The sequence below is a fragment of the Thermocatellispora tengchongensis genome (assembly GCF_014202315.1).
Classification (GTDB): domain Bacteria; phylum Actinomycetota; class Actinomycetes; order Streptosporangiales; family Streptosporangiaceae; genus Thermocatellispora; species Thermocatellispora tengchongensis.
Genome location: NZ_JACHGN010000002.1, coordinates 113624 through 138977, shown reverse-complemented (window position 1 = coordinate 138977; position 25354 = coordinate 113624). Strand labels below are relative to the sequence as shown.

Annotated in this window: 23 protein-coding genes; 6 read left to right on the top strand and 17 right to left on the bottom strand. The window is 73.9% G+C overall.

Annotated elements, in window-relative coordinates; genetic code table 11:
- Position 1 precedes the first annotated feature (1 nt).
- Positions 2–262, top strand: coding sequence for a ubiquitin carboxyl-terminal hydrolase 14 (locus tag HNP84_RS04045; protein WP_185047980.1), 261 nt, complete (start codon positions 2–4; stop codon positions 260–262).
- Between the two features lie 19 nt (positions 263–281).
- Here the strand turns inward: HNP84_RS04045 and HNP84_RS04040 are convergent, their stop codons facing one another.
- Positions 282–1865, bottom strand: a complete 1584-nt coding sequence (locus HNP84_RS04040; RefSeq protein WP_312923990.1) for a Na+/H+ antiporter — start codon at positions 1863–1865, stop codon at positions 282–284.
- Between the two features lie 130 nt (positions 1866–1995).
- Positions 1996–3252, bottom strand: coding sequence for a chromosomal replication initiator protein DnaA (locus HNP84_RS04035; RefSeq protein ID WP_185047978.1), 1257 nt, complete (start codon positions 3250–3252; stop codon positions 1996–1998).
- Between the two features lie 396 nt (positions 3253–3648).
- On the opposite strand from HNP84_RS04035, the gene HNP84_RS04030 reads away from it, so the two are divergent.
- Complete coding sequence (locus tag HNP84_RS04030; RefSeq protein WP_185048421.1) at positions 3649–5622, top strand: ATP-dependent DNA helicase; 1974 nt, start codon at positions 3649–3651, stop codon at positions 5620–5622.
- Between the two features lie 47 nt (positions 5623–5669).
- On the opposite strand, the gene HNP84_RS04025 is transcribed toward HNP84_RS04030, so the two are convergent.
- From HNP84_RS04025 to HNP84_RS03975, 11 genes are all read right to left on the bottom strand, one after another.
- A complete protein-coding gene (locus tag HNP84_RS04025) occupies positions 5670–6449 on the bottom strand; it encodes an SGNH/GDSL hydrolase family protein (RefSeq protein ID WP_185047977.1) in 780 nt (259 codons plus the stop codon).
- A complete protein-coding gene (aroQ, locus tag HNP84_RS04020; RefSeq protein WP_185047976.1) occupies positions 6446–6889 on the bottom strand; it encodes a type II 3-dehydroquinate dehydratase in 444 nt (147 codons plus the stop codon). Before aroQ ends, HNP84_RS04025 begins: the two co-directional genes overlap by 4 nt.
- Before the next feature lie 40 nt (positions 6890–6929).
- The gene (gene aroB / locus HNP84_RS04015; protein WP_185047975.1) at positions 6930–8006 is read right to left on the bottom strand and encodes a 3-dehydroquinate synthase; all 1077 of its coding nucleotides are present in this window, start codon (positions 8004–8006) and stop codon (positions 6930–6932) included.
- Complete coding sequence (locus HNP84_RS04010) at positions 8003–8503, bottom strand: shikimate kinase (protein WP_185047974.1); 501 nt, start codon at positions 8501–8503, stop codon at positions 8003–8005. Before HNP84_RS04010 ends, aroB begins: the two co-directional genes overlap by 4 nt.
- The gene (gene aroC, locus HNP84_RS04005) at positions 8500–9705 is read right to left on the bottom strand and encodes a chorismate synthase (protein WP_185047973.1); all 1206 of its coding nucleotides are present in this window, start codon (positions 9703–9705) and stop codon (positions 8500–8502) included. The genes HNP84_RS04010 and aroC overlap by 4 nt, the downstream gene beginning before the upstream one ends.
- 42 nt (positions 9706–9747) lie before the next feature.
- On the bottom strand, positions 9748–10413 hold the full coding sequence (locus HNP84_RS04000; protein ID WP_221335851.1) for a prepilin peptidase: 666 nt from the start codon (positions 10411–10413) through the stop codon (positions 9748–9750).
- A 121-nt stretch (positions 10414–10534) separates the two neighbouring features.
- Positions 10535–11155, bottom strand: a complete 621-nt coding sequence (locus HNP84_RS03995) for a CAP domain-containing protein (RefSeq protein WP_221335850.1) — start codon at positions 11153–11155, stop codon at positions 10535–10537.
- Between the two features lie 396 nt (positions 11156–11551).
- Entirely contained in the window at positions 11552–12109 is a 558-nt protein-coding gene (locus HNP84_RS03990) for an SseB family protein (RefSeq protein ID WP_185047971.1), read from the bottom strand.
- 100 nt (positions 12110–12209) lie between these two features.
- Positions 12210–13316 carry a barbiturase gene (bar, locus tag HNP84_RS03985; protein WP_185047970.1) on the bottom strand — a complete coding sequence of 369 codons (1107 nt, stop codon included), beginning with the start codon at positions 13314–13316 and terminating at the stop codon, positions 12210–12212.
- Between the two features lie 105 nt (positions 13317–13421).
- A complete protein-coding gene (locus HNP84_RS03980; RefSeq protein WP_312923654.1) occupies positions 13422–14327 on the bottom strand; it encodes a carbamate kinase in 906 nt (301 codons plus the stop codon).
- Between the two features lie 129 nt (positions 14328–14456).
- Positions 14457–15029, bottom strand: coding sequence for a TetR/AcrR family transcriptional regulator (locus HNP84_RS03975; RefSeq protein ID WP_185047969.1), 573 nt, complete (start codon positions 15027–15029; stop codon positions 14457–14459).
- 79 nt (positions 15030–15108) lie between these two features.
- Between HNP84_RS03975 and HNP84_RS03970 the strand changes: the two genes are divergently transcribed.
- Positions 15109–16659, top strand: a complete 1551-nt coding sequence (locus HNP84_RS03970) for an MDR family MFS transporter (RefSeq protein WP_185047968.1) — start codon at positions 15109–15111, stop codon at positions 16657–16659.
- Between the two features lie 168 nt (positions 16660–16827).
- Here the strand turns inward: HNP84_RS03970 and ahpD are convergent, their stop codons facing one another.
- Positions 16828–17367 carry an alkylhydroperoxidase, AhpD family gene (gene ahpD, locus HNP84_RS03965; RefSeq protein WP_185047967.1) on the bottom strand — a complete coding sequence of 180 codons (540 nt, stop codon included), beginning with the start codon at positions 17365–17367 and terminating at the stop codon, positions 16828–16830.
- On the bottom strand, positions 17364–17906 hold the full coding sequence (locus HNP84_RS03960) for a peroxiredoxin (RefSeq protein ID WP_425586079.1): 543 nt from the start codon (positions 17904–17906) through the stop codon (positions 17364–17366). The genes ahpD and HNP84_RS03960 overlap by 4 nt, the downstream gene beginning before the upstream one ends.
- Before the next feature lie 108 nt (positions 17907–18014).
- Here HNP84_RS03960 and HNP84_RS03955 point away from each other — a divergent pair, with 108 nt between their 5' ends.
- The 3 genes from HNP84_RS03955 to HNP84_RS03945 all read left to right on the top strand — a co-directional run bounded on the left by HNP84_RS03955 (position 18015) and on the right by HNP84_RS03945 (position 22711).
- Positions 18015–18959 (top strand): LysR substrate-binding domain-containing protein, encoded by a 945-nt coding sequence (locus HNP84_RS03955; protein WP_185047965.1) that lies wholly within the window; start codon positions 18015–18017, stop codon positions 18957–18959.
- 222 nt (positions 18960–19181) lie between these two features.
- The gene (locus tag HNP84_RS03950) at positions 19182–21218 is read left to right on the top strand and encodes a vWA domain-containing protein (RefSeq protein WP_185047964.1); all 2037 of its coding nucleotides are present in this window, start codon (positions 19182–19184) and stop codon (positions 21216–21218) included.
- Positions 21215–22711, top strand: a complete 1497-nt coding sequence (locus tag HNP84_RS03945) for an extracellular solute-binding protein (RefSeq protein WP_185047963.1) — start codon at positions 21215–21217, stop codon at positions 22709–22711. The genes HNP84_RS03950 and HNP84_RS03945 overlap by 4 nt, the downstream gene beginning before the upstream one ends.
- On the opposite strand, the gene HNP84_RS03940 is transcribed toward HNP84_RS03945, so the two are convergent.
- Entirely contained in the window at positions 22701–23879 is a 1179-nt protein-coding gene (locus HNP84_RS03940; protein WP_312923649.1) for a pyridoxal phosphate-dependent aminotransferase, read from the bottom strand. The two genes, HNP84_RS03945 and HNP84_RS03940, sit on opposite strands and share 11 nt — an antisense overlap.
- Before the next feature lie 60 nt (positions 23880–23939).
- Positions 23940–25289 (bottom strand): GH1 family beta-glucosidase, encoded by a 1350-nt coding sequence (locus HNP84_RS03935; RefSeq protein ID WP_185047962.1) that lies wholly within the window; start codon positions 25287–25289, stop codon positions 23940–23942.
- Positions 25290–25354 lie beyond the last annotated feature (65 nt).

The window sequence follows — 25354 nt, the reverse complement described above, 5'->3', positions numbered from 1 at the left end:
CATGGAGATCTGCGAGCACATCGTCAAGGCGGGCGACCCGCCGGCCCGCACGCCCAACGGGTGCGAGGAGTGCCTGGCCGCGGGGAGCCGCTGGGTCCACCTGCGCCGCTGCCTCGACTGCGGCCACATCGGCTGCTGCGACTCCTCGCCCAACCGCCACGCCACCGCCCACTTCCGCGCCACCTCCCACCCGGTCATCCAGTCCTTCGAGCCGGGCGAGGACTGGACGTGGTGCTACGTGGACGAGGCCCTGGGCACCTGACCGCGGTCGGGGCGGGGCCTCAGGGGCGCTCCAGGATCGCCTCCTCGAAGTCCAGCTCCTGCATGACCCGCCGCAGCACCTCGTCGTCGATACGGCGCGCGTCGCGCAGCCGGACGAACACCTCGCGCTCGGCGCTGAGCATCTCGCGGCGCAGCCTGCGGTAGACCGCGCCCGGGGTCTCCTCGCCCTCGGGCCCGGTGCCGCCGCCCAGGCGCTCCCAGGCGTTCAGCGTGCGGCGCTCGCTCTTGCCGCGCAACTGGTCCAGGATGTCGGGGTACAGCTCGGCCAGGCCCTCGCGCTGCGCCACCTCCTCCAGGCGCTCCAGCCCGGCGCGGGCCGCCGCCTGCTGGGCGCCGGCCTCGGCGAGGTTGTCGGCGTACGCCTCGCGCTCGGTGCTCACCCGCAGCCGCCTGATCAGCGCGGGGAAGGACAGGCCCTGGAGCAGCAGCGTGCCGATCACGACCGCGAAGGTGAGGAACAGCAGCAGGTTGCGGCCGGGGAAGTCCTCGGGGATCGCGAACGCCGCCGCCAGCGACACCACGCCGCGCATCCCGGCCCAGGAGATGATCGTGGCCTCCGCCCACGGCGGGCGCGACTCCCGGGCCCGCACCCGGCGCGACAGCGCCCAGGGCAGGAACGTGCCCGGCAGCACCCACACCACCCGGGCGAGGACGGCCGCGCCGAACACGGCCAGCGCGTAACCGGCCAGGGTCCAGGGGTCCTCGTCGTCGAGCACGCCCATCACGATCGCGTGCAGTTGCAGGCCGATCAGCGCGAAGACCACGGTCTCCAGGAAGAAGTCGGTCACCCGCCACACGGCGTCCGACAGCAGCCGGGTGCCGAATCCGGTGCGGTGCATCCGGTTGCCGACGTACAGGCCGACGACCACCACCGAGATCACCCCGGAGGCGTGCACGACCTCCGCGGCGAGGTAGGACCCGAAGGGGATCATGAGCATGATCGTGTTCTCGACCAGGGCGTCGCGCACCCGGGCCAGGACCTGGCTCACCGCCCAGGCCACGGCCAGCCCGATCACCAGCCCGCCCGCGGCGGCGTACAGGAACTCGCCCACCCCGCCCAGCAGCGTGATGCCGTGCCCGGTGGCCGCCGCGATGGCCACCCGGTACGCCGTCAGCGCGGTGGCGTCGTTGAACAGGCTCTCGCCCACCAGCACGGTGATCACCCGGCGGGGCAGCCCCAGCCGCCGCGCCACCGCCACCGCGGCCACCGCGTCGGGCGGCGCGACGATCGCCCCCAGCGCGAACGCCGCCGCCAGCGGGAGCGAGGGCACCAGCAGGTGCGCCACGAGGCCCACGACCGCGGTCGTGAACAGCACCAGCCCCACCGACAGCAGCCCGATCGCCCGCTTGACGTCGCGCAGTCGCTGGTAGGAGCTGTCCAGCGCGGCCGAGTACAGCAGCGGCGGCAGGAACACCAGCAGCACGATCTCGGGGTCGAGCGCGTAGACCGGCACACCCGGCACGAACGACACCAGCAACCCGGCCACGACCAGCAGCAGCGGCGCGGGCCACCCCCTGCGCCGCGCCACCGCCGCCAGCGCCACCGCCCCGGCGGGCAGGGCCAGCAGTTGTATCGCCGCCACGGTGTCCAAGCCGCCCCCCAATCCCACGGTCGGCCCCAGCGTAAGGCCATCGCCCGCGAGGTCGCGCCCGGCGGTGCGCGCCCCGGGCGCGGCCACCGTACGGGCGGGCGCCCGCGGGCCCGGGCCGGGGTCACCAGTCGGTGCGGGAGTCCCGGTCGTCGTGGCCGGGGCGGCCGTGCTCGGGGCGCAGGCGCTCGCCGGTCGCGTACATGCCCTGGCCTAGGCCGAGCGGGTCGGCGGGGTCCACGGGGGCGCCGCGGCCCGGCTGCGGGTCGCCGTAGGCGGGGCGGTCGTCCGGGTAGGACGGGGTGCCGTACGGGTCGGGATGGGGCACCTGCCTGCCGTAGGTGCGCCCCTGCGCGTACGGGTCGTGCTGGTCCACCTCGTCGGCCGGGAAGCCGTACGGGTCGGTGGGCGGGCCGCCGCTCTGGGAGCGGGGGCCGGCCGGGGGACGGACGGACGGCGAGGTGCCGTACGCGTCCTGAGGCGGGCCGTACGGGTCGCCGGCGGGCATCGGGTAGCCGGGGTCGGTGCCGTGGTGTGACGGCTGGTGCGGGGGCTGGCCGTACGGGAGGGAGTCGCCCACGATCATGTTCTCGCGCGGGACGGCCGCGTCGGGGGCGGTGGAGTGGCCCGCCACGAGCTTGTCGGTGGGCGGCGTGCCCCGGGCGACGAGGACGTCGTTGGGGCCCAGGGCCGCGGCCGGGCGCTCCTCCTGCGGGGGCAGGGGACGCTCGGGCTCGCCGTAGTGGCCGCCGGGCTGGTGGTAGTCGGCGCCCGGACCGTAGTCGGCGGGCTGGTAGTCGGCGGGCTGGTAGTCGGCGGGCTGGTACTCGCCGCCCCGGTACTCGGGGCCGCCCTGGTAGTCGGGCGCACTCTGGTAGTCGGAAGCGGTCTGGTAGTCGGGCGCGCCCTGGTAGTCGGTGTTCTGGTAGTCGGTGTTCTGGTAGTCGGCGCCCTGGTAGTCCTGGGCCTGGTAGTCGGCCGCGTAGTCGCCCGGCGGGTAGTCGCCCTGGTAGTCGCGCTGCGGCGGGCGGGCGTAGTGGCCGGTCTCGGGGTAGTCGCCCTGGTAGTCGGCCGCGGGCTGCTGGTAGTCGGCGGCCGGCTGGTAGTCGGCGGGCTGGCCGCCGTCGGCCTGCGGGTAGACGACGTGCTGGCCCGACTGGACGAGCTCGTCGCCCCCGGCCTCGGCGTAGCCGTCGTCGAGCGTGTCGAGCAGGCGTCCGACGTCCTCCAGCGGCATGCGGAAGCTGGCGGTGCACATCTCGCCGCGCCACAGGCTCAGCACCAAGGTCCCCTCGTGCCAGGTGACCCGGAGGACCCGGTCCTGACCTCGGGAATCGAAGAACACCTCACCGAACGACGGCAATGGGACAACTTCCGACATGGCAGACATAGTGCAGTTACCAGCCTTTATTCGTCCACTCGACCCCGGAGAACCCTACCGAACCAGCCCTTTCGTCCCTATCTCTGACCCCCACCCATCACCGATGGCAGATCGTCTTCGATCATCGGGGAGAGCCGCTCGGGCTGGTGCCAGTCTGCCACGCGGCGTCCCGTCCGGCTCCGGGAATGCCGGGATGCGTCCAGCCGGTCACTGCCCGGACACCGTCCGGACACCCCCCGCCGGGGCGCGGGGGGCGCGTATCGGCGCGACTGTCCGTCCGAGCGGGTAGCGTTGACTGCCGTGCCGGACGCCACCATCGACCCCAGCCGCACCGCCGCCCCGTCCACCGGACGCGAGCGTTCCCCCCGCGCGAGGAAGGCGAAGGGCGCCGAGCTCCTGCCTCCTGTGGAGAAGCTGCTCGGCGCCGCCGTGAACGCGCTGGGCGGCAGCGAGCGGCCCGGCCAGGTGCGGATGGCGCGGGCCGTCCAGGACGCGATCGACCGCGAGGAGCACGTCGCCGTGCAGGCCGGCACGGGCACCGGCAAGTCGCTGGCGTACCTGGTGCCCTCGATCCGGCACGCGATGCTGTCGGGCTCGGCCGTGGTGGTCTCCACCGCCACGATCGCGCTGCAGCGCCAGCTCGTGGACCGCGACCTGCCCCGCCTGGCGGAGGCGCTGGCCCCCGAGCTGCCCCACCCGCCGACGTTCGCGATTCTCAAGGGCCGCAGGAACTACCTGTGCCGCTACAAGATGACCGCGTCGTGGCCGGAGGAGGAGCAGGACCAGCTCTTCGACCCGCGCGAGGTCAGCGCGACCGGGCGCATGGTGCAGCGCATCCAGGAGTGGGCCGAGGAAACCGAGACCGGCGACCGCGACGAGCTGGTGCCGGGGGTCAACGACAACGCCTGGCGGCAGTTCTCGGTCAGCGCCAGAGAGTGCCTGGGCGCGCAGAAGTGCCCGAGCGGCGCCGAGTGCTTCGCCGAGCTGGCCCGCGCGCGGGCCGGCGAGGCCGACATCGTGGTGACCAACCACTCCCTGCTCGCCATCGACACGATGGAGGACTTCGAGCTGCTGCCCGAGCACGACGTGGTCGTCGTGGACGAGGCGCACGAGCTGGTGGACCGGGTCACCTCCGTGGTCACCGGCGAGCTGTCCGAGGCCACGGTCAGCCTGGCCGTGCGCCGGGTGGGCCGGCTCATCGAGCAGCAGGTCGCCGACCGGCTGCAGGAGGCCGCCGAGGACCTCAAGGCCCTGCTCGCCGCCGCGCCCCCGGGGCGCGTGGACGACCTGCCCCCGGTGCTGGGCCAGACCCTCGCCCTGGTACGCGACGCCGCCCGCGCGTGCATCACCGCCCTCGGCCCGCGCGGCACCGGCAAGGACGACGCCGAGGCCGCGGGCGCCCGCAAGGCCGCCTTCACCGCGCTGGACGAGGTGCACGACACCGCCCAGCGGATGCTCGACGCGTACGGGCACGCCGAGGAGGTGGACCGCGCCGAGGTGGTGTGGCTGGACGAGGGCGGCGGCAGGTTCCCGCCGACGCTGCGCATCGCCCCGCTGACGGTCGCGGGCATGCTGCGCGAGAAGCTGTTCGGCAACCGGACCGTGGTGCTCACCTCGGCCACGCTGGCGCTCGGCGGCACCTTCGACGGCCTGGCCGCGCAGTGGGGCCTGGGCCGGAGCGGGTCGGACGACGCGTCCGAGTGGACCGGCCTGGACGTCGGCTCGCCGTTCGACCATCCCCGCAGCGGCATCCTGTACGTCGCCAAGCACCTGCCCCCGCCCGGCCGCGACGGCCTCCAGGACGCCTACCTCGACGAGATCGCCGAGCTGATCGAGGCGGCGGGCGGGCGCACCCTCGGGCTGTTCTCCTCCATGCGCGCCGCCAAGGCGGCCACCGAGGCCCTGCGCGACCGCCTGGACGTGCCGCTGCTGTGCCAGGGCGACGACTCCACGATGCTGCTCGTCAAGCAGTTCGCCGAGGACGAGCCCACCTGCCTGTTCGGCACCCTGTCGCTGTGGCAGGGCGTGGACGTGCCCGGCCCGTCGCTGCGCCTGGTGATCATCGACCGCATCCCCTTCCCGCGCCCCGACGACCCGCTCGCCTCGGCCCGGCAGCGGCACGTGATGGCCAAGGGCGGCAACGGGTTCATGGCCGTGGCGGCCACCCACGCCGCGCTGCTGCTCGCCCAGGGCGCGGGCCGGCTGCTGCGCGCGCAGACCGACAAGGGCGTGGTCGCGGTGCTCGACCCGCGCCTGGCCACCGCCCGCTACGCCGGGTTCCTGCGCGCCTCGCTCCCGCCGTTCTGGACCACGACCGACCCCGGCATGGTCCGCGCCGCCCTGAAGCGCCTCACCGCCGCCGGAGGCTGATCACCCCGGCCGATCACCCCGGCTGATCACCCGCACAGGTCGCCGGATCACTCGTACGGCGCCAGCTCCGGCCGCTTGGGCGTGATCGTGTCGCCGGAGGAGGTGCCCCTGATCCGGCGGCCCACCCACGGCAGCAGGTGCTCGCGCATCCACCGGGCGTCCTCGGCGCGCCGGTCCCGGGGCGCGACCACCGGGCGCGGCGGCCACTCCTTGCGCCAGGAGCCGCCGCCGGGCACGCCGAGCACGTCCAGCACCCGGGCCGCCACGAGCCGGTGGCCCTCCTCGTTCATGTGCAGCCGGTCCTCGCTCCAGGCCCGCCAGTCGCGCAGGCCCTGCATGGACCACAGGTCCACCAGGCGGCAGCCGTACAGGTCGGCGATACTGCGCACGTGCAGGTAGAAGATCGCGAACCGGCCGCGGGCGCGGCGCATGATCGGCGTGTCACGCGGATCGACGCCGGTGAACAGCAGCACCTCGGCGCCCGTGGCGCGCAGCTCGCGCACGGCGCGGGCGAAGGTCTTGGCCATCCGGTCGGGGTCGGCGCCCGGCCGCAGCAGGTCGTTGGCGCCGGCGCAGAAGCTGACCAGGTCGGGCCGCATCGCCACGGCCACGGGCACCTGGTCGGTGACGACCTGCTCCAGCAGCTTGCCGCGCACCGCCAGGTTGGCGTAGCGGAAGCCGGGCTCGTCCAGGGCCAGGCGCTCCGCCACGCGGTCGGCCCAGCCCCGGAACCCGCCGTCGGGGCCGGGGTCGTTCAGGCCCTCGGTGAAGCTGTCGCCGACCGCGACGAAGGAGGCGCGGGCACGCCCGTTGGAGGTGGCGCTCACGCCCCCGCGACCTCCAGGGACGCGATGGCCTGGAGCGCCAGCACGTACGAGTGCAGGCCGAAGCCGGCGATCGTGCCCGTCGCGACCGCCGCGACCACGGAGGTGTGCCGGAACTCCTCGCGCGCGGCCGGGTTGGAGATGTGCACCTCGACCAGCGGGGCGGTGCGCATGGCGATGGCGTCGCGCACGGCGTAGGAGTAGTGGGTGAACGCCGCCGGGTTGAGCACCACCGGGATCTTGCCGTCGGCGGCCTCGTGCAGCCAGCCGATCAGCTCGGCCTCGTCGTCGGTCTGCCGCACGTCCACCGACAGGCCCAGCTCGCGGCCGGCGTCGCGGCACAGCGCCGCCAGGTCGGCGAAGGTCTCGGCCCCGTAGACGTCGGGCTCGCGGGTGCCGAGCCGCCCCAGGTTGGGCCCGTTGAGTACGTACACCTGCCTCACGCCCGCCGCCCTTCCAGCCGCGCCGCCACTGCCTCGATCATCACCTGGACACCTCCGCGTACGCGGCCTCCAGCAGCTCCTCCGGCGGGTCCTCCAGCCTGCCCACCTCGGCCAGGCCGTCGAGCACCACGAACCGCTGCCTGGCGCCGCGGTTCTTCTTGTCCAGCCGCATGTGGTCGCGCAGCGCCGGCCACGCCTCCGCCCGGTACGCCGTGGGCAGCCCGACCGAGGTCAGGATCGACCGCGTACGATCCACGAGGTCGGCGCCGATCCGGCCCGACAGCCGCGACAGCTCCGCGGCGAACACCATGCCGATCGCGACCGCCTCGCCGTGGCGGATCGTGTAGTCCTCCACCCGCTCGATCGCGTGGCCCAGCGTGTGGCCGTAGTTGAGGATCTCGCGCAGCCCCGACTCGCGCAGGTCGGCCCCCACGACGTCGGCCTTGACCTGGATCTTGCGCTCGATCAGCTCGCGGGTGTGCCGGCCCTCGGGGGTGCGCGCGCCCTGCGGGTCGTCCTCGATCAGGGTCAGGATCGCCGGGTCGGCGATGAACCCGCCCTTGATCACCTCGGCCAGCCCGCCGACGTAGTCGTCGCGCGGCACCGAGACCAGCGTGGCCAGGTCGCACAGCACGCCCGCCGGCGGGTGGAAGGACCCGACGAGGTTCTTGCCCTCGGGGGTGTTGATGCCGGTCTTGCCGCCCACCGCCGCGTCGACCATGGCCAGCAGCGTGGTCGGGACCTGCACCACCTTGACGCCGCGCAGCCATGTGGCGGCCACGAACCCGGCCAGGTCGGTGGTGGCGCCGCCGCCGACGCCCACCACGGCGTCGGACCTGGTCATGCCGTGGCGGCCGAACTGCGACCACAGGCCCGCCGCGACCTCGGCGGTCTTGGCGCGCTCGCCGTCGGGCACCGGCAGCGCGACGACCTGGAACCCGGCCCGCTCGACGGGGCCGCACACGGGGCGGGCGATCTCGGGCAGGCTCTCGGGGTGCACCACCGCGACCGTGCGCACGCCCTCGCCGAGCAGCGACGGCAGCTCGCCGAGCACGCCGGTGCCGACCACGACGTCGTACGGCCGCTCGCCCTTGACCGGGATGCGGGTGACGGTCACCGGCCGAACACCCCCGCGATCTCCTCGGCGATGTCGTCGGGCTCGCGGTCGTCGGTCTTGACGGTCAGCTTGGCCAGCGCCTCGTAGACCGGGCGGCGCTCGTCGAGCAGCTTCTTCAACCTGCTGCGCGGGTTGAGCACCAGCAGCGGCCGGGCCGAGGCCAGGCCGACCCGCTGCACCGCCTGGGCCAGGCTCACCTCCAGGTACACCACCGGGTGGCCGCCGAGCAGGCGCCGGGTCTCCTCCTTCAGCACGGCGCCGCCGCCCAGCGACAGCACGCCGTCGTGGCTCGCCAGCGCCCGGCGCACCGCCTCGGCCTCCAGTTCGCGGAAGCGCTCCTCGCCGTCCTCGACGAAGATGTCGCCGACGGGCTTGCCCGCGACGGCCTCCACGTCGTCGTCGGTGTCGCGGTAGCCGACCCCGAGCCGGTCGGCGAGCAGGCGGCCGACGGTGGACTTGCCCGCGCCGGGCGGCCCGATGAGCACGGCGTGGATCATGTGGTCACCGCCGACTGCGGGTGTGGTGGCTTGAGCATGGAGGAAAGATAGCCGCTCAGGTTGCGCGCGACCTCCTCGACGGAGTCGCCGCCGAACTTCTCCACCGCGGCGTCGGCGAGCACCAGCGCGACCATCGCCTCGGCGACGACGCCGGCCGCCGGGACGGAGCACACGTCGGAGCGCTGGTTGATGGCCTTGGCGGGCTCGCCGGTGCGGACGTCCACCGTGGACAGCGCGCGCGGCACGGTGGAGATCGGCTTCATGGCCGCGCGCACCCGCAGCGGCTCGCCGTTGGTCATGCCGCCCTCGATGCCGCCGGCGCGGTTGGTGACCCGGCGCACGCCGCCCGGCTCACCGACGATCTCGTCGTGGGCGTGGGAGCCGCGGCGCCGGGCGGTCTCGAAGCCGTCGCCGACCTCGACGCCCTTGATCGCCTGGATGCCCATCAGCGCGCCCGCCAGGCGGGAGTCGAGGCGCCGGTCCCAGTGCACGTAGCTGCCCAGGCCCGGCGGCAGGCCGTAGGCCACCACCTCGACGACGCCGCCGAGCGTGTCGCCCTCCTTGCGGGCGGTCTCGATCTCGTTGACCATCGCGGCGCTGGCGTCGGGGTCGTAGCAGCGCACCGGGTCCTCATCGACCGCGGCCAGGTCGCCCGGACCGGGGATGACGCCCTCGGGGGCCTGGGCCCGGCCGATCGACACCACGTGGCTGACGATGTCCACACCCAGCGCCTGCTTCAGGAACGCGGTCGCGACCCGGCCGAGCGCCACCCGGGCGGCGGTCTCGCGCGCGCTGGCCCGGTCGAGCACCGGGCGGGCGTCGTCGAAGCCGTACTTCTGCATGCCGGACAGGTCGGCGTGCCCCGGACGCGGGCGCGAGAGCGGCGCGTTGCGCGCCTGCCCCTCCAGCACCTCGGGATCGACGGGGTCGGCCGCCATGACGGTCTCCCACTTGGGCCACTCGCTGTTGGCGACGCGCACGGCGACGGGGCTGCCCAGCGTGCGGCCGTGGCGCACCCCTCCGACGATGGTCACCACGTCCTGCTCGAACTTCATCCGCGCGCCCCGGCCATAGCCGAGCCGGCGCCGCCGCAGCGCCTCGGCGATGTCGGCGGTGGTCACCTCCACCCCGGCGGGCAGGCCTTCCAGGATCGCGACGAGTTCGGGGCCGTGTGACTCCCCTGCGGTCAACCAGCGCAACATGAAATCAATTGTTCCATGTCACTCGCGCGGCGCCGCCACGGCTCACCCGCCCGCGCCCGCGTGGCAGATCACCGCCAGCGCCCCGAGCAGCATGAACGGCCCGAACGGCAGCTCCGTCTTGCGTCCCGCGCCGCGCAGCGCCATCAGCCCCAGCCCGTACGCGGCCGCCAGCGCGTACGCCGCGAACGTGCCCGCGGCGACCTGCCCCCACCCGTACCAGCCCAGGGCCGTGCCCAGCGCGCCCGCCAGCTTCACGTCCCCCAGCCCGACGCCCGCCGGGCTGATGACGAACATCACAAGATAGAACCCCGCCAGCGCCACCCCGGCCAGCGCCGCCCGCCCCAGCGCGTCGTACCGCCCGGCCGCGACGGCGGCGCCCCCCAGCGCCGCCAGCACGCCCACGTACGCCAGCCCGGTCAGCGGATCGGGCAGCCGCAGCAGCCCCACGTCGATCAGCACGAGCGGCACCCCCACCACGACCAGCCACCCGGCCGCCACGACCTCCCCGGGCCGCCCGCCGAGCGCCACCCCCACGGCGAGGAGCCCGAGGACCGTGACCGCCGAGAACCGCCCCCACCCCAGCCCTCCGGCCCCGCCCAGCCCCGCGACCCCGGCCTCCCGCCACCGCTCGGCGACCACGCACTCCCGCTGCAACCGCCCCGCCGCGACCCCCACCACGACCGCCAGCCCCACCGCCCACCCCACCACGCCCCCGACCCTACGCCGCCCTCCCCCGCCCCACAGCGGTATGCCGAAGCCGGCATGCCCCGGGGCGGGGAGGGCCGACGCCTGCCAACGCCGGTCACTGCGCGGCGATAGCCGCCACCGGCTACTGCTGGCAACGCCCGAAGTCGACCACGTAGGTGCCTCCGCCGCTCCCGCCCGCCCCGGCCGGGTCCGCCGCTCCGGCCGCGACGCCCACGCCGAGCTGGGTCAGCGTCGGGCTCAGGACGATCTGGCGATGCCCGTACGTGCTGACGTGCACCCACCAGTGAACGGCGGCCCTCGGCGTCCCCGAGCCGCCCCACCCGGTGTACGTCGTCTCGGCGTAGGCCCACGACACCGGGTTCGGGCAGTAGCCCGCGCCCGTGATGCGGCTCCACGGCGTCGAACCGGTCTGCGGGTTGGTGTGCGAATCCGCTCCCGGGCTCCACCACTTCAGGCTCGCCGCGGCAGCGGCGTGCCCGGACGCCGCGGCGTCCAGCGAGCTCACCCGGGTCAGCGGGGGAAGCCCGGCCGCGGCCCGCTCGGCGTCGATGAGGCAGTGCACCGCATTGCTCACCATGGCGATGTTGCCGCTGTTCGGAGCCGTGTCGTAGTAGGCCGCCGCGACATCGCATCCGGGCGCGGCACTCACCGCCGCGCTCGCCGTAGCCCCCAGGCCCGAAACGCCCAGGACGAGGACGCCGGCGACCGCGGCGACTTCGAGAAAACGATTGGTGCGCTTCACCGTGATCTCCTTCAGTGAGTCCTTCAGTGAGCACGACACCGCCCGGCACGGGCGGTCGTGACAGGCCCCCTTCTCGCCGGTCCTCCAGTGATACGCCGCCCTCCGGCACACGGACATGAGTAACCCCCTACTCACCCGCCGTCCCGCCCAGCCCTCAGCGCGCCGGATACGGCGTACGCCCCCCACGTCAGGACGCCGCGTGTCAAGCCAAGGGGGAAGCGGCGACCACCCGCCACGTTCCGTCCACTCCTGAGGGGCAGCACGAGTCCTGAGGGGCAGCACGAGCAGCGGAGGCGCCGAGCGGCGGCGGTCACACGCCATGCCCCGTCCCCGCACAAAGGGTGCGGCGCGAGGGCCGGAGCCTTGGGGAAGTGGGCGCGCCCGTCCCCTGGAGGGTCAGCGGGGGCGGCGGAGCCAGGGGAAACGGCGGCGGGGAGGAGGGGTGGGGGCCAGGCGGGCGACGGTCACGCCGGTGCCGGACAGGCGGGCGGCCAGGGTCTCCGGGGGGCCGTCCATGGCGGCCAGGGCCTGGAGGAGGGTGCCTTCTATGACGAAGGGGACGGGACCCGCGACGTCCACGACCACGGCGGCGGCCTGTTCCTGGACGGCGGCGCGGCAGACCTGGGGGCCGGTGGCCTGGATGGGGCGGGCGTCGGGGCGCCAGCGGGTGAGGGAGTCGGTGCCGGTGAAGGCGAGCACCGCCTCGCGGCCGTCCTCGCCGATCAGCTTGGGGAGGGCCATCTCGCTCTCCTTCTCCTGCCGGATGCCGTGCGCGCCCACCTCGGACTCGGTGAGCAGCGCGACGACCGGCACGAGCACCCGGGCGGTGCTGAGCGCGGTGAGCACCTGCACGGCGTCCGCCGTGCCTGCGGAGAAGGCGGCCAGGGCGGCCGACACGGAGGCGTCGGCGCTGCCGTCGTCGTCGGGCACCAGGGGCCGGGGAATGCTCACCACGCTCATGCAGCGTAGTCGGTCGTGCGGGCGGGGCCGGGCGCAGGTCGTCAGGCTGCGCCCGGCCTGGGTCAGACTGCGTCAGGCTGACGTCAGGCGGCGATCAGCCTAGGTCGGCGATGGCGGCTACGGGGCCGCCGCCGGAGGGGCCCTGGTGGACGGCGGCCACGGAGACGAAGACGGCCGGGTCGCCGGTCACGCTGGCGGCCACGCCGCCGACGGTGGCCTTGATCTGGCGGTGCCAGTGGACGTCGCTGTCGTCGAGCATGATGTTGCGCCGCCCGCGTACGCGGCCCGTCGGGTCGGCCTCGCACTTCATGAACACGTTGACCAGGCGTCCGCGCAGGTCGCTGGGGTGGGGGCGCTCGGGCAGGTCGATGCCGCTGGAGCGGATCGCCTCCCAGATGCCGTCGGCGTCCAGGGCGTCCTTCATCACGCTGTGGCCGATGCGGTAGCGCCCGCCGATGCCGCGTACGTTGCCGACCACCACGATCTGCGCCCGGTCCAGCTCGACCCCGCTGGAGCAGGAGGCGACCGAGGAGTACAGGGACAGGTCGCGGTGGATCTGGTCGGCCCTGGGCATCTCGATCTCGCCCAGGGCGACGGCGATGCCGAGGGCGGTGGTGGAGTTGGAGATGTCCATGGAGGGGCCGGTGTCCTCGGTGACCACGTCCTGGCCGCGCGATTTGGCGTCGTTGATGGTGGCCAGCGTGAGCAGCGGGGTCTTGGTCTGCACGTAGTGGACGTCGGCGGGGTCGTCGATGCCGGCGATCTTCATGGCCTCGCGCACTCCCGCGGCGACCTTCTCCACCATGGCGGGCCTGCCGATGTCCTCCGGCAGGATGACCTCGCTCATGGCCACGCCCACCGAGATGCGGGGCTCCTCGGTACGCGGGGCGGTGGCCGGGTCCACGGTGGCGAAGATGGTCGCGTGCGGGCTGAGCACGCCGTCGGTGCCGCCCGACCACACCAGCGGGATCTGCGCGACCTCCTCGGGGGTGCGGGTGCCCTTGGCGATCAGCACCTCGCGGAACGCCCGGTCGGCGAGGATGCGGGTGTAGTCGTTCACGCCGCCGTTGCCCTCGGTCTTGCCGATGACGGCGAGCACCCGGTCGGCCTCGATCACTCCGTCGTCGATCAGCCGGGCGAGCCCGGACGCGTCGGTCACGCTCTCGATGGGAACCTTGCGTACCTCGATCGGATCCGGCATTTCCATCCCTCTGCTCAGCATGTCGTCATGGTCGGTGTCGGGCCTTTATCGGATCGCCTTCTATCGGACCGTCTTCTATCGGACCGTCTTCTATCGGACCGCCTTTTATCGGACCACCGTCCCGGCAGTGCCGGTGATCGCCGCGCCCAGGTCGTCCAGGGAGCAGATCACGGCGCGGGCGCCGCCGTGCTCGACGAAGCGGAGCGCGGCCTCGACCTTGGGGCCCATGCTGCCACGCGCGAAGTGGCCGGCCGCGTGCAGGAGGCGCAGCTCGGCGGCGGTGGTCTCGCGGATCGGGCGGGCGGCGGGGGTGCCGTAGCCGGCGACGGCGCAGGGCACGTCGGTGGCGATGACCAGGGCGCTCGCGCCGATGGAGCGGGCGAGCAGCGCCGCGGCCAGGTCCTTGTCCACCACGGCCTCGACCCCGCGCAGGCGCCCGTCGGTGCCGCGCACCACCGGCACTCCCCCGCCTCCCGCGGCCACCACGACGTACCCGCGGTCCAGCAGGGCGGCGGCGGCCGGGGCGTCCAGGATCTCGCGCGGCTCGGGCGAGGCCACGACGCGCCGCCAGCCACGCTCGAAGCGGCGCCAGGTCTGGCCGAGGCGTTCCAGGCGGCGGGCCTCCTGTTCGGTGAAGTAGCGGCCGATGGGCTTGACCGGGTCCTCGAAGGCGGGGTCGGCGGCGTCCACGAGGGTGCGGGTGACGACGACCGCGGCGGGGTGGGTGAGCGCGTTGAGGATCAGCGTGCCGATCGTGCCCTGGGTCTGGGCGCCGCACCAGTCGAGCGGGACCGGCGGCACCACGTCGGCGGCGATCTGGTTCTTCAGCAGCAGGTTGCCCACCTGCGGGCCGTTGCCGTGGGTGAGCATCACCTGATGGCCGGCGGCGGCGAGGGAGCCGACGTGCTTCATCGCCGCCTCGACGGCCGCGCGCTGGTCCTGCGGCGAGGCGCTGCCGTCGGGCGCGGTCATGGCGTTGCCGCCGAGCGCGATCACGAGCCGTTCTCCCACAGCGGCAAGCTAACCAGGTGCGGGGCCGGGTTCATTGGCAACATGCGCCCATAGACGGCGGCTTTTCCGGCAGGCCGTGTGCTCCGGGCGTGGCGGCGAGGTGAGGCCGGGCTGGTCCGGGTGGCCCGATCACCTGGTTGGGGCGGTCAGGCAAGCGGTGAAGACGGCGGTCAGGCGATCGACCACGGCCTCGCGGTCGTAGTCGCGTACGGCGTCGGCGCCGAAGAGCTGCCGCAGCGTGCCGGTGCCCATGATCAGGGCGGTGGCCAGGCCGGCGCGCAGGCGGGCGTCGGGGCCGGTGATCCGGTCCTGGAGAGGGCCGAGGATCGCGGAGTCGACCCGATCGCGGATCAGCTCGTGGATCTCGGGGCTGGAGGACGAGCGGCTGAGCGTGGCCACGACGGGGCTGCCGGTGTCGGAGGCGAGCCGGTCGGCGACGTACTCGGCCAGGGCGCGCGGCAGGTCGGCCTCGTCGCGCACGTCGAGCACCCCGGGGAAGCGGCCCTGCTGGGCCAGGACCTCGGCGAACAGCTCGCGCTTGGCGCCGAAGTAGCGGTTGATCAGGGCGATGTTGGCGCCGGCCTCGGCGGCGATGAGCCGCATGGTGACGTGCTCGTAGCCCAGCTCGGCGAACAGCCGCCGGGCGGCGTCGAGTATGCGCTTGCGGGTGCCCTCCTTGTCGCGCACCCGTACCTCGTCCACCTCCCCATCCTCCCAGATTTGACGGGTAAACACGCGTCTACTACTTTTATGTGCATCGTACAGGTATTAGGGGGGTTCCTTGCTGACCGAACAACCGGCCAAGACGGACGCCGCGCCACGCTTCACCCACAGGCAGGTGCTGGAGATCCTGGCCGGTCTGATGCTGGCCATGCTGACGTCGATGATCTCGACGTCGGTCGTGGCGACCGCGCTGCCCACGATCGTGGGCACACTGGGCGGGCAGGACCAGCTCGCCTGGGTCGCGAGCGCCACGCTGCTGACCATGACCGCGTCCACCCCGCTGTGGGGCAAGCTCTCCGACCTGTACGGCAGGAAGCGGATGTTCCAGGTCGCCCTGGGCGTGTTCACCATCGCCGCCATCGCCGCCGGGTTCGCCCAGAACATGGGCCAGCTCATCGCGGCCCGCGCGTTGCAGGGCATCGGCGCCGGCGGCCTCCAGGCGCTGCCGCAGATCATCCTCGGCGACGTCGTCGAGCCGCGCGAGCGCGGGCGCTACTCCGGCTACATCGGCGCGGTGTTCGGGGTCTCCACCGTCGCGGGACCGCTGCTCGGCGGGTTCATCGTGGACAACCTGTCCTGGCGCTGGTGCTTCTGGATCAGCATCCCGTTCGCCGTCGTCGCCTTCTTCGTCATCCAGCGGGTGCTCAAGCTGCCCTTCGTGCGCCGGGACGCCCGGGTGGACTGGTGGGGCGCCACGACCATCACCGGCGGCACCACGGCCCTGATGCTGCTGCTGTCCTTCGGGGGCACGGAGTTCGAGTGGAACTCCGGCTGGACCTACGGCCTGGGCGCGCTCAGCGTGGCGCTGTTCGGCCTCGCCGTGCTCGCCGAGCGCAGGGCGGCCGACCCGATCCTGCCGCCGCGGCTGTTCCGCAACCGCACCTTCGTGCTCACCTCCGCGGCGTCGCTGCTGGTCGGCGGCTCCATGTTCGGCGCGCTGATGTTCATGCCGCAGTACCTGCAGATCGTCAAGGGCATGAGCCCCACCACCTCCGGCCTGATGACCCTGCCGATGGTGCTGGCCCTGCTCGTCGCCTCGATCGCGGTCGGCCGGTTCGTCACCCGCACCGGACGCTGGAAGGTCTTCCCGGTCGCCGGCATGGTCCTGGTCGCGCTCGGGCTGTACCTGCTCTCGACGCTGCACGTGGACAGCCCGCTGGTGCTCATCGGCGTCTACATGGCCGTGCTCGGCGCCGGCCTCGGCGCCTGCATGCAGATCCTCATCCTCGCCGCGCAGAACGCCGTCACCCGCGCCGACATGGCCGCCACCACCTCCGGCGTGGCGTTCTTCCGCTCCCTCGGCGGCGCCGTCGGCGTGGCCGCCTTCGGCGCCATCCTGACCAACCGGCTCTCCGCCGAGCTGGCCTCCGGCCTGCGGGCCGCGCACATCCAGGTCGGCGGCGGCGGCACGCCCAACCTGGGCGCCCCCGAGGCGATCCGCGGCCTGCCCGCCCCGCTGCTGGAGGTGATCCTGGAGTCCTTCACCCGGGCCCTGCACATGGTGTTCCTGGTCGGCGTGCCGGTCGCCCTGCTCGGCGCCCTCGCCGCCCTGGCCCTGAAGGAGCTCCCCCTCCGCTCCGCCCGGTCGTCCTCCGCTCCCGCGGAGTAGCGCCCGTACGGACGTAAGCGGCCCGTACGAACGAAGGCGGCCCGTACGAACGAAAACCGCCTGTACGGACGAGAGCGGCCTGTACGGACGAGAGCGGCCCCGCGCGGCGTACGCGCGGGGCCGCTTCACGTGCCCGGGGCCGGGCGTGGCGAGGTCCGGCCCGGTCGATCAGACGGTGGCGGTCAGGGCCGCCTCGGCCTCCAGCGTGGCCGCGACCGCGTTCACCGTCGCGGCGATCCGCAGCGCCTCCTGGATCTGCTCGCGCGGCATGCCCGACTCGCGCAGCACCTTCTCGTGCGACTCCAGGCACCGCCCGCACCCGTTGATCGCCGAGACCGCGAGGCACCACAGCTCGAAGTCCACCTTGTCCACGCCCGGGTTGCCGATCACGGTCATCCGCAGCTTGGCCGGGAGGGTGGCGTAGGTCTCATCGCCGATCAGGTGGACCGAGCGGTAGTACACGTTGTTCATCGCCATGATGGCGGCGGCGGCCTTGGCCGCCTGGGACGCCTCGGCGGTGAGCCGCCCGGCGGCCTCCGCGGAGATCTCGGCGATCACCCGCGGCGACCGGGTGGCCGCGGCGCAGGCCAGCAGGGCGCCCCAGAGCTGCTGCTCGGTCAGCGACGAGGTCGTCACCACCGAGCCCAGGTTCAGCCTGATGTCCTTGGCGTAGGCGGGCAGGGCCTCCTTCAGCGCGTCGATGCTCATACGGCCAGCAGCGCCTTCGCGTCGAGGCCGGCCTCGCCCTTGTTCCAGTTGCACGGGCACAGCTCGTCGGACTGCAGCGCGTCCAGCACCCGCAGCACCTCCTTGACGTTGCGGCCCACCGAGCCGGCCGTCACCATCACGAACTGGATCTCGTTGTCGGGGTCCACGATGAAGGTGGCCCGCTGCGAGACGCCGTCCTTGCCGAGCACCCCGCACGCCTCCGACAGCTCGCGCTTGACGTCGCTCAGCATCGGGTACGGCAGGTCGCGCAGGTCGGGGTGGTTCTTGCGCCAGGCGTGGTGCACGTACTCGTTGTCCACCGACGCGCCCAGCACCTGCGCGTCACGGTCGGCGAACTCCCCGTTCAGCCGCCCGAACTCGGCCAGCTCGGTCGGGCAGACGAAGGTGAAGTCCTTCGGCCAGAAGAACACGACGCGCCACTTGCCCTGGTAGGTCTTCTCGTCGATCTGCTCGAACGCCTTGTCGGGGTCGAGCGAGACGCACGCGGTGAGGTTGTAGGACGGGAACTGGTCACCCACGGTAAGCAAGTTCGGATCTCCTTATCCTGATGACGGCACTGTCGTCCCGGCAAGATTGCCGCACCTACAATTGATTTGAGAAATCAAGGAGTCCGACCATTCCGAGAGGTGATTGTTATCAGTGAACCGCTGCCGACGGTCGCCCAACTGCGGGCTTTCGTGGCGGTTGCCGATCACCTCCACTTCCGCGAGGCCGCCGCGACCCTGCGCATGAGCCAGCCCGCCCTGTCGAGCGCGGTCTCGGCGCTGGAGGAGGTGCTCGGCACCCGGCTGCTGGAACGGACGACCAGAAAGGTGCTGCTGACTCCGGAGGGTGACCGCGTCGCGGTGCACGCCGCCCGGGTGCTCGCCGCGCTCGACGACCTGGTCAACGAGGCGGCGCAGAGCCGCGAGCCGTTCAGCGGCCCGGCCCACCTCGGCGTCATCCCCACCGTCGCGCCGTACGTGCTGCCCGCGCTGCTGCCGATGTTCGCCCGCAAGTACCCCCGGCTCTCGCTGACCGTGCACGAGGCCAAGACCGAGACCGTCCTCGCCGAACTGCGCGAGGGCCGCCTGGACATGGTGCTGCTCGCCCTGCCCACCGAGGTCGCGGGCCTGGTCGAGGAGCCCCTGTACGACGAGGAGTTCCTGCTGGCCGTCCCCGCCGGCCACCCCCTGGCCGAGGACCGCGGCCCGCTGGACCGCGACGTGCTCAAGGGCCTGGAGATCGTGCTGCTCAACCAGGGCCACTGCCTGCGCGAGCAGGCCATCGACGTGTGCCGCGAGGTCGGCGCCCACGCCGCCTCCACCACCTACGCCACCAGCCTGCCCACGCTGGTCCAGCTCGTCGCGGGCGGCCTCGGCGTGACCCTGGTGCCCGAGTCGGCCGTCCCGGTCGAGACCGGCAAGAGGGTGCGCATCGCGCTGCGCCGCTTCCGCCCGCCCGCGCCCGGCCGCACGATCGGCCTGGTCTACCGGGCCAGCTCCGCCAAGACCGCCGAGTACGTCGAGCTGGCCGCCGCCATCCGCGCGGCGATCGGCGCCAAGCGGGTGCCGGTCACGATCAGGAGGTGACCGCGATCGGGAAGTCGCGGATCACGAATTCATGAACACCGTGTTATCACGACAAGTCGGTCAGGTCCGCCATAGGGTGGAGCCACAGTCGGGGCGGCCGAACGTGGGGCGACTGACGCGATGGCACGAGGCGAGGGCCCGCCGGCGGGCCGGAGCACGGCGGAACAGACGAGCGGCGAGACGACGGGGCGGCGTCGGACGCGGCGGAGCCGCGGCGCGAGCGTGACCGACACGGTCGCGGGCATCTCCGTCGGCGCCCTGTTCGCGCTGGTCGCCTCCGCACCGCTGGAGGAGCTGCCCCTGCGTGCCCTGATCATGGCCGGGCTGGCCGTCCTCGGCGGCGTGCTGTTCAACGTCTTCGGGCGGATGCCCGGCCTGCTCGACGGCTTGCGCGCCGCCGCCGTCAAGTCGGCCCGATTAGCCGCCGCGGCCGTACGGGCGAGCGCCCGCGCGGGGGCCACCGTGCTCGGCCACCTCGCCCGCGCCTTCCTCGCCCTGGCCGGAGGCGCCGCGGGCCTGTTCAAGGGGGCGCCGCGGCGGGCCGGAGCCGCGTCGGCCGCCGTCGTCCTGGCCGCGGGCGGCGCCCTCCTCTACACCCACAACCCCTGGGCGTCCTGCCCCATCCCCCGCGAGATCCCGGTCACCGCGTCGAGCGAGACCGCCCCCGCCGTACGCCTGATCGGCGAGGCGTACGGCCGCGACAGCGCCGACTGGCGCGGCTGCCGCACCGCGCACGTCACCGTCACCGCCCCGGAGTCGGCCGAGGAGTTGCGCGCCCGCTTCGCCGGCGGCTGGAACGGCGAGGCCCCCGGCCCTCGCCCGGTCCTGTGGGTCGCCGACTCCCCCGCCGAGGTCGAGCAGGTCCGCCGCGCCGAGCCCGTCACCCTCGGCCGGGCCACCACCGTCGCCACCTCGCCGCTGGTCCTGGCCGTGCCCAGGGCCACCGTCGACTCGGCCGCCGACCCCCGGCCCGGCAGGCTCGACTGGGCCAAGCTGATCAACGGGGTCAGCAGTTCCCGTTCCGTCGTACGCACCTACGCGCGCACCTCCAACACCGGCCTGCTCGCCACCACGGGCATGTACGGCACGCTGGGCGGCGACGCCCGCGCCCCCGAGCGCGCCACGCTGGAGGCGCGCGTCTCCCGGGACGCCGGCCCGGCCGAGGACGCCCACGACGTGATGTGCCGCTACCTGCGCGCCGACGACGGGCCCGCCGGCCGCATCCCCGCGATGATCCTCACCGAGCAGCAGCTCTACGAGTTCAACAGGGCCCGCGCCGGAGCGGGCGGCGGCGCCTGGACCGGCGCCGACTGTCCCGCCCCCGCCCCGGCTCCCGGAACCGTCCCGCCCCTGTACCCGCTCTACCCCGCCGGCGGGCACGCCCTGAGCTACCAGTGCGTCCCCGTCACCTGGCCCGACCGTCCCGAACTGGGCGACGACCTCGGCGGCCTGCTCGCCGGCCTGTGCGACCGCCTGGCCCGCGACCTGCCCGGCCTCGGCTTCCGCGACGCCGACGGCGACCTGCCCCGCCTGGACCACGCCGAAGGGCTGGCCCGCGACGCCGCCGTCACCCCGGGGTGGCCGCCCGAGATCGACACCGCCCTGGCCCAGGCGGGCACGGCCGTGTTCGGCGACCACGTCCTGATGGCCCTGGACGTCTCCGGCTCCATGAGCAACAAGCTCGACACCGCCGGCTCCCGGCTGCGCGCCGCCACCGACGTCGCCCGGGAGCTGGTCACCCACATGCGCGGCCGGCTGACCACGGGCCTGTGGACCTTTCCCTCCGGCCCCGGCGGCCCGGACGCCCCGCACGCCGAGGCGGTCCCGCCCGAGTTCGTCCGCGACGACGGCGCGCGGCTGCTCGCCCTGCTCGACCCGATCGCCCTCGCGGGGCCGCACCCCGACGGCTCCCTGCGCGAGCTCGTCCGCGACGGGATCGCGGCCCTGCGCGGCAAGGACGGCCGCCGCGTACTCGTGATCCTCACCGACGGCGGACGCCCCGACGGGCTGAGCGCCGCCGACCTCGCCGACCACGAGGGCACCGAGGTCGTCGTGCTCGCCTTCGGCGGCGCCGGCTGCGGCAAGCCGGCCATCGCCGGCCTCGCTACCGACGGCCTGCTGACCTGCTACCAGGTCGATGGAACCCCTCCCGACGAGGCGCTCAGCACGATCAGGACCGACCGCGCCACGGGCGCCACCGGAGGCACCGGGAACACCGGGAGCACGGGGAGCACCGGGAACACGGGGAGGACGCCATGACGGCCCGCCCCGCCCGCGCCGCCCGCGCCGCTCGTGCAGCCCATGCCGCCCATGCCGCCCGCGCCGCGCATGCCGCCCGCGCCGCCCATGCCGCCCGCGCCGCCCATGCCGCCCGCGCCGCCCATGCCGCCCGCGCCGCGCATGCCGCCCATGCTGGCCGCGCCGCGCGCGCCGCCCTGGCCGTCCTGCTCGTGCTGGTGTGCGCCGCCGCCTGCACCGGCGGGGCCGCGCCCGAGCCCGGCAACTGCGTGCTCACCATCGCCACCGGCGTGGACGTCTCCGGCGGCGTGCGCCAGCAGGTCCTGGACCGCTGGAACGCCGGCCACCCGGCCACCCGCGCCTGCTTCCGCACGATCTCGCCGGTCGCCGACGAGCAGCGCGGCGAGATGATGGCCGCCGCGCAGTCGGGCGGCGGCGCCTACGACGTGTACAACCTGGACATCCAGTGGATCCCCGAGTTCGCCCAGGGCGGCCACCTCGCGGCGCTGGACGGGTGGCGGCACGAGGCCGTCGCCGAGGTGCCCGGGGCGGTGTGGCGGGCGGGCGCCTGGGACGGCGTGCAGTACGCGGCCCCGTTCAACACCGACGTCCCCCTCCTGTTCCACCGCGCCGACCGCGTACGCGCCGCGCCGCGCGACTGGGCGGCGCTGATGGCCGAGGTACGCGCCCACGCCGGCGCCGCCCCTACCAGGACCGGGCTCGCCGGCCAGTACGCCGCCTACGAAGGGCTCGTGGTCAACGCCATGGAGGCCGTGTGGGCCCACGGTGGCGCGTGGGCCGGTCCGGAAGGCGAGGTGACCATCGACACCGCCGAGGGCCGCGCCGGGCTCGACGCCCTCATCCAGGCCGTACGCCCCGGCAGCGGCGGCGGCCCCGCCGCGATCCCGCCGCACACCCTGTGGCACACCGAGGACGACGCGCTCACCGAGTTCCGCGAGGGCCACGCCCTGTTCATGCGCAACTGGGCCTACGCCTACGAGGTGCTGTCGGGCGAGGAGCGGGAGAACCGGGTGCCGTTCGCCGCCGAGCCGCTGCCGTGGCCGGGCGTCCTCGGTGGGCAGTACCTCGCGGTCTCGGCGGCCACCGACCACCCGGCCGAGGCGCAGGACCTGGTGGCCGCGCTCACCGGCCGCGAGGCCGCGGCCCGGCTGTACCACTGCGGCGGCTTCGCCCCGGCGCGGCCCTCGGCCTTCACGGCCACGGTGTCGTGCCCGAACCGGCCCACGCCGGAGGCCACCGCCTCGCCCTCGGCCCCGGCGCAGACCCTGTCGGCCATCGCCCCGGCGGGGGTGCTCGAAGCCGCCCTGCGCACGGCCAGGCCGCGCCCGCCCACGCCGTACTACACCCAGTTCAGCCGGCTGCTGCAGGACGAGCTGCACCGGCTGCTGCGCTGCCACGCCGCCGGTGAGGCCGACTGCGAGAGCGCCGCCGCGTTCGCGCGCAGGGTGACGCCGCTGCTGGAGGCCGCGCTGGACGGCAAGATCAGCGGTTAGACCCTTTACCAAGTAAGGCAAGGCGTCTCGCGGCCTCGTCGATCACCTCGTCCTGCTTGCAGAAGGCGAAGCGGACGAAGTGGCGGCCGTACTCGGGCCGGTCGTAGAAGACCTGGGTCGGGATCGCCACCACCCCGGCCAGCGACGGCAGCTCGCGGGTGAGGGCGAGGCCGTCCTCGAAGCCCAGCGGGCGGATGTCGGTCTGCACGAAGTAGGTGCCCGACGGGCGCAGCACGCCGAACCCCGCCGCCGCCAGCCCCGCCATCAGCCGGTCGCGCTTGGCCTGGAGGTCGCGGCGGAGGGCGGCGACCCAGGGCAGCTCGTGGGTGAGCGCGTGGGCGACCGCGAGCTGCCACGGCGCGCTCGCGGTGAACGTGGTGAACTGCTTGACGGTCTGCACCGCGCGGGTCAGCTCGGGCGGCGCGCACACCCATCCGGTCTTCCAGCCGGTGACCGAGAACGTCTTGCCCGCCGAGGAGATCATCACCGTGCGCTCGCGCATGCCGGGGAAGGTGGCCAGCGGGATGTGCTCGACCCCGTCGAAGGTGAGGTGCTCGTACACCTCGTCGGTGATCGCGATCAGGTCGTGCTCCCGGCACACCGCCGCGATCTCGGCCAGCTCCTCGCGGGTGAACACCGTGCCGGTGGGGTTGTGCGGGGAGTTGACCAGGATCGTACGCGTGCGCGGTCCCACCGCCGCCCGCAGCTCGGCGGGGTCGAAGGTGAAGCGGCCCTCGACCGGCCGCAGCGCGACCGGCCGGCGCACGGCTCCGGCCAGCGCCACCGCCGCGGCGTAGGAGTCGTAGTAGGGCTCGAACAGCACGACCTCGTCGCCCGGCTCGCACAGCGCGAGCACCGCCGCCGCGATGGCCTCGGTCGCGCCCACCGTGACCAGGATCTCGCCGTCGGGGTCGTAGGCCAGGTCGTAGTGGGCCTTGCGGTGCTCGGCGACGGCCTGGCGCAGCTCCGGGACCCCGGGGCCGGGAGGGTACTGGTTGAACCCGCCGTTGATCGCCGCCACCGCGCGCTCCAGCATCGCCGGCGGCCCGTCGGTGTCGGGGAACCCCTGCCCGAGGTTGATCGACCCCGTGCGCACGGCAAGCGCCGTCATCTCGGCGAAGACGGTCGTGCCGAACTCCCTCATCCTGGCCACCAGACGCTCAGTCACGACTGCGCCCACCGGTTCGCTCGCTCCGCTCACTCACGGCAGCCAGCCTACGACCCCCACTCACGAGGACGCGCGGATGTGCTCGGCGAACCACCGGTAACTGGCCTTCGGGGTGCGCGCCTGGGTCGTGTAATCGACGTGCACCAGGCCGAACCGGGCGTCGTACCCGCGGGCCCACTCGAAGTTGTCGATCAGCGACCAGCAGAAGTAGCCGCGCACGTCCACGCCGTCGGCGATGGCCCGCCTCGTCGCGGCCAGGTGGTCGTCCAGGTAGGCGACGCGGCCCCGGTCGTCCAGCTCGCCGTGGTCGCCGTAGCCGTTCTCGGTGACGAAGACGGGCGGCAGCCCGGGGTAGCGGGCGGCCAGGCCGGTCAGCGTGTCGTACAGGCCCTGCGGCTCGACCACCCAGCCCAGGCCGCTGGTACGGGGATTCGGCGGCGCGACCGTGCGGGCGCCCAGGTCGAAGGCGGTGCGCCGGGCCGGGTCGGGCTCGGCGTACGGCGCGGCCACCGCGTGCAGCCGGTAGTAGTAGTTGACGCCCAGGAAGTCCAGCGGGGCGGAGATGACCTTCAGGTCGCCCTCGTGCTGGAAGGAGAAGTCGCTGATCGCGCCGTAGACCTCCGCCAGGTCCTCGGCGTACCTGCCGGCCAGCAGCGGCTCGGTGAACTGCCGGTTCACCATCAGGTCCATGCGGCGGGCCGCCGCGGCGTCCTCGGGCTCGGGGCCGCCGGGCAGGGTGGGCGACATGTTGAGCGTGACGCCGATCCGCTCCCCCTCGCGCGCGCCCGCGCGCAGCCGCTCGGCGGCCAGCCCGTGGCCGAGCAGCAGGTGGTGCGCGGCGGCCAGCGCGCCGTGCCCCTCGCGGGCGCCGGGCGCGTGCCGGCCCTCGGCGTACCCGACGATGGCGGAGCAGTAGGGCTCGTTCAGCGTGATCCAGTACGGCACCGCGCCGTCCATCGCCTCCTGCACCAGGGCCGCGTAGTCGGCGAACCACAGAGCGGTGTCGCGCGACCTCCACCCGCCGGTCTCTTCCAGGGCCTGCGGCAGGTCCCAGTGGTAGAGCGTGACGAACGGGGTGATGCCGCGCTCGTGCAGGGCGTCGGCGAGCCGCCGGTAGAAGTCCAGCCCGCGCCGGTTCACCGCGCCGCGCCCCTCGGGCAGCACCCGGGGCCAGGCCACCGAGAACCGGTACGCGCCCGCGCCGAGCCCCGCGATCAGGTCCAGGTCCTCGGGCCAGCGGTGGTAGTGGTCGCAGGCGGGCTCGCCGGAGGAGCCGTCGGCGATGGCGCCGGGCCTGGCGCAGAACGCGTCCCAGATGGACGGCCCCCGTCCGTCCTCGGTCACCGCTCCCTCGATCTGGTACGCCGAGGTCGCCACGCCCCAGACGAAGCCGGCCGGATACAGGCTCATCCTTTGACCAATCTTTTGTAACCGGTTTCATGAAAGCGGTTACAGAATATGGGCTAATGTGTCCC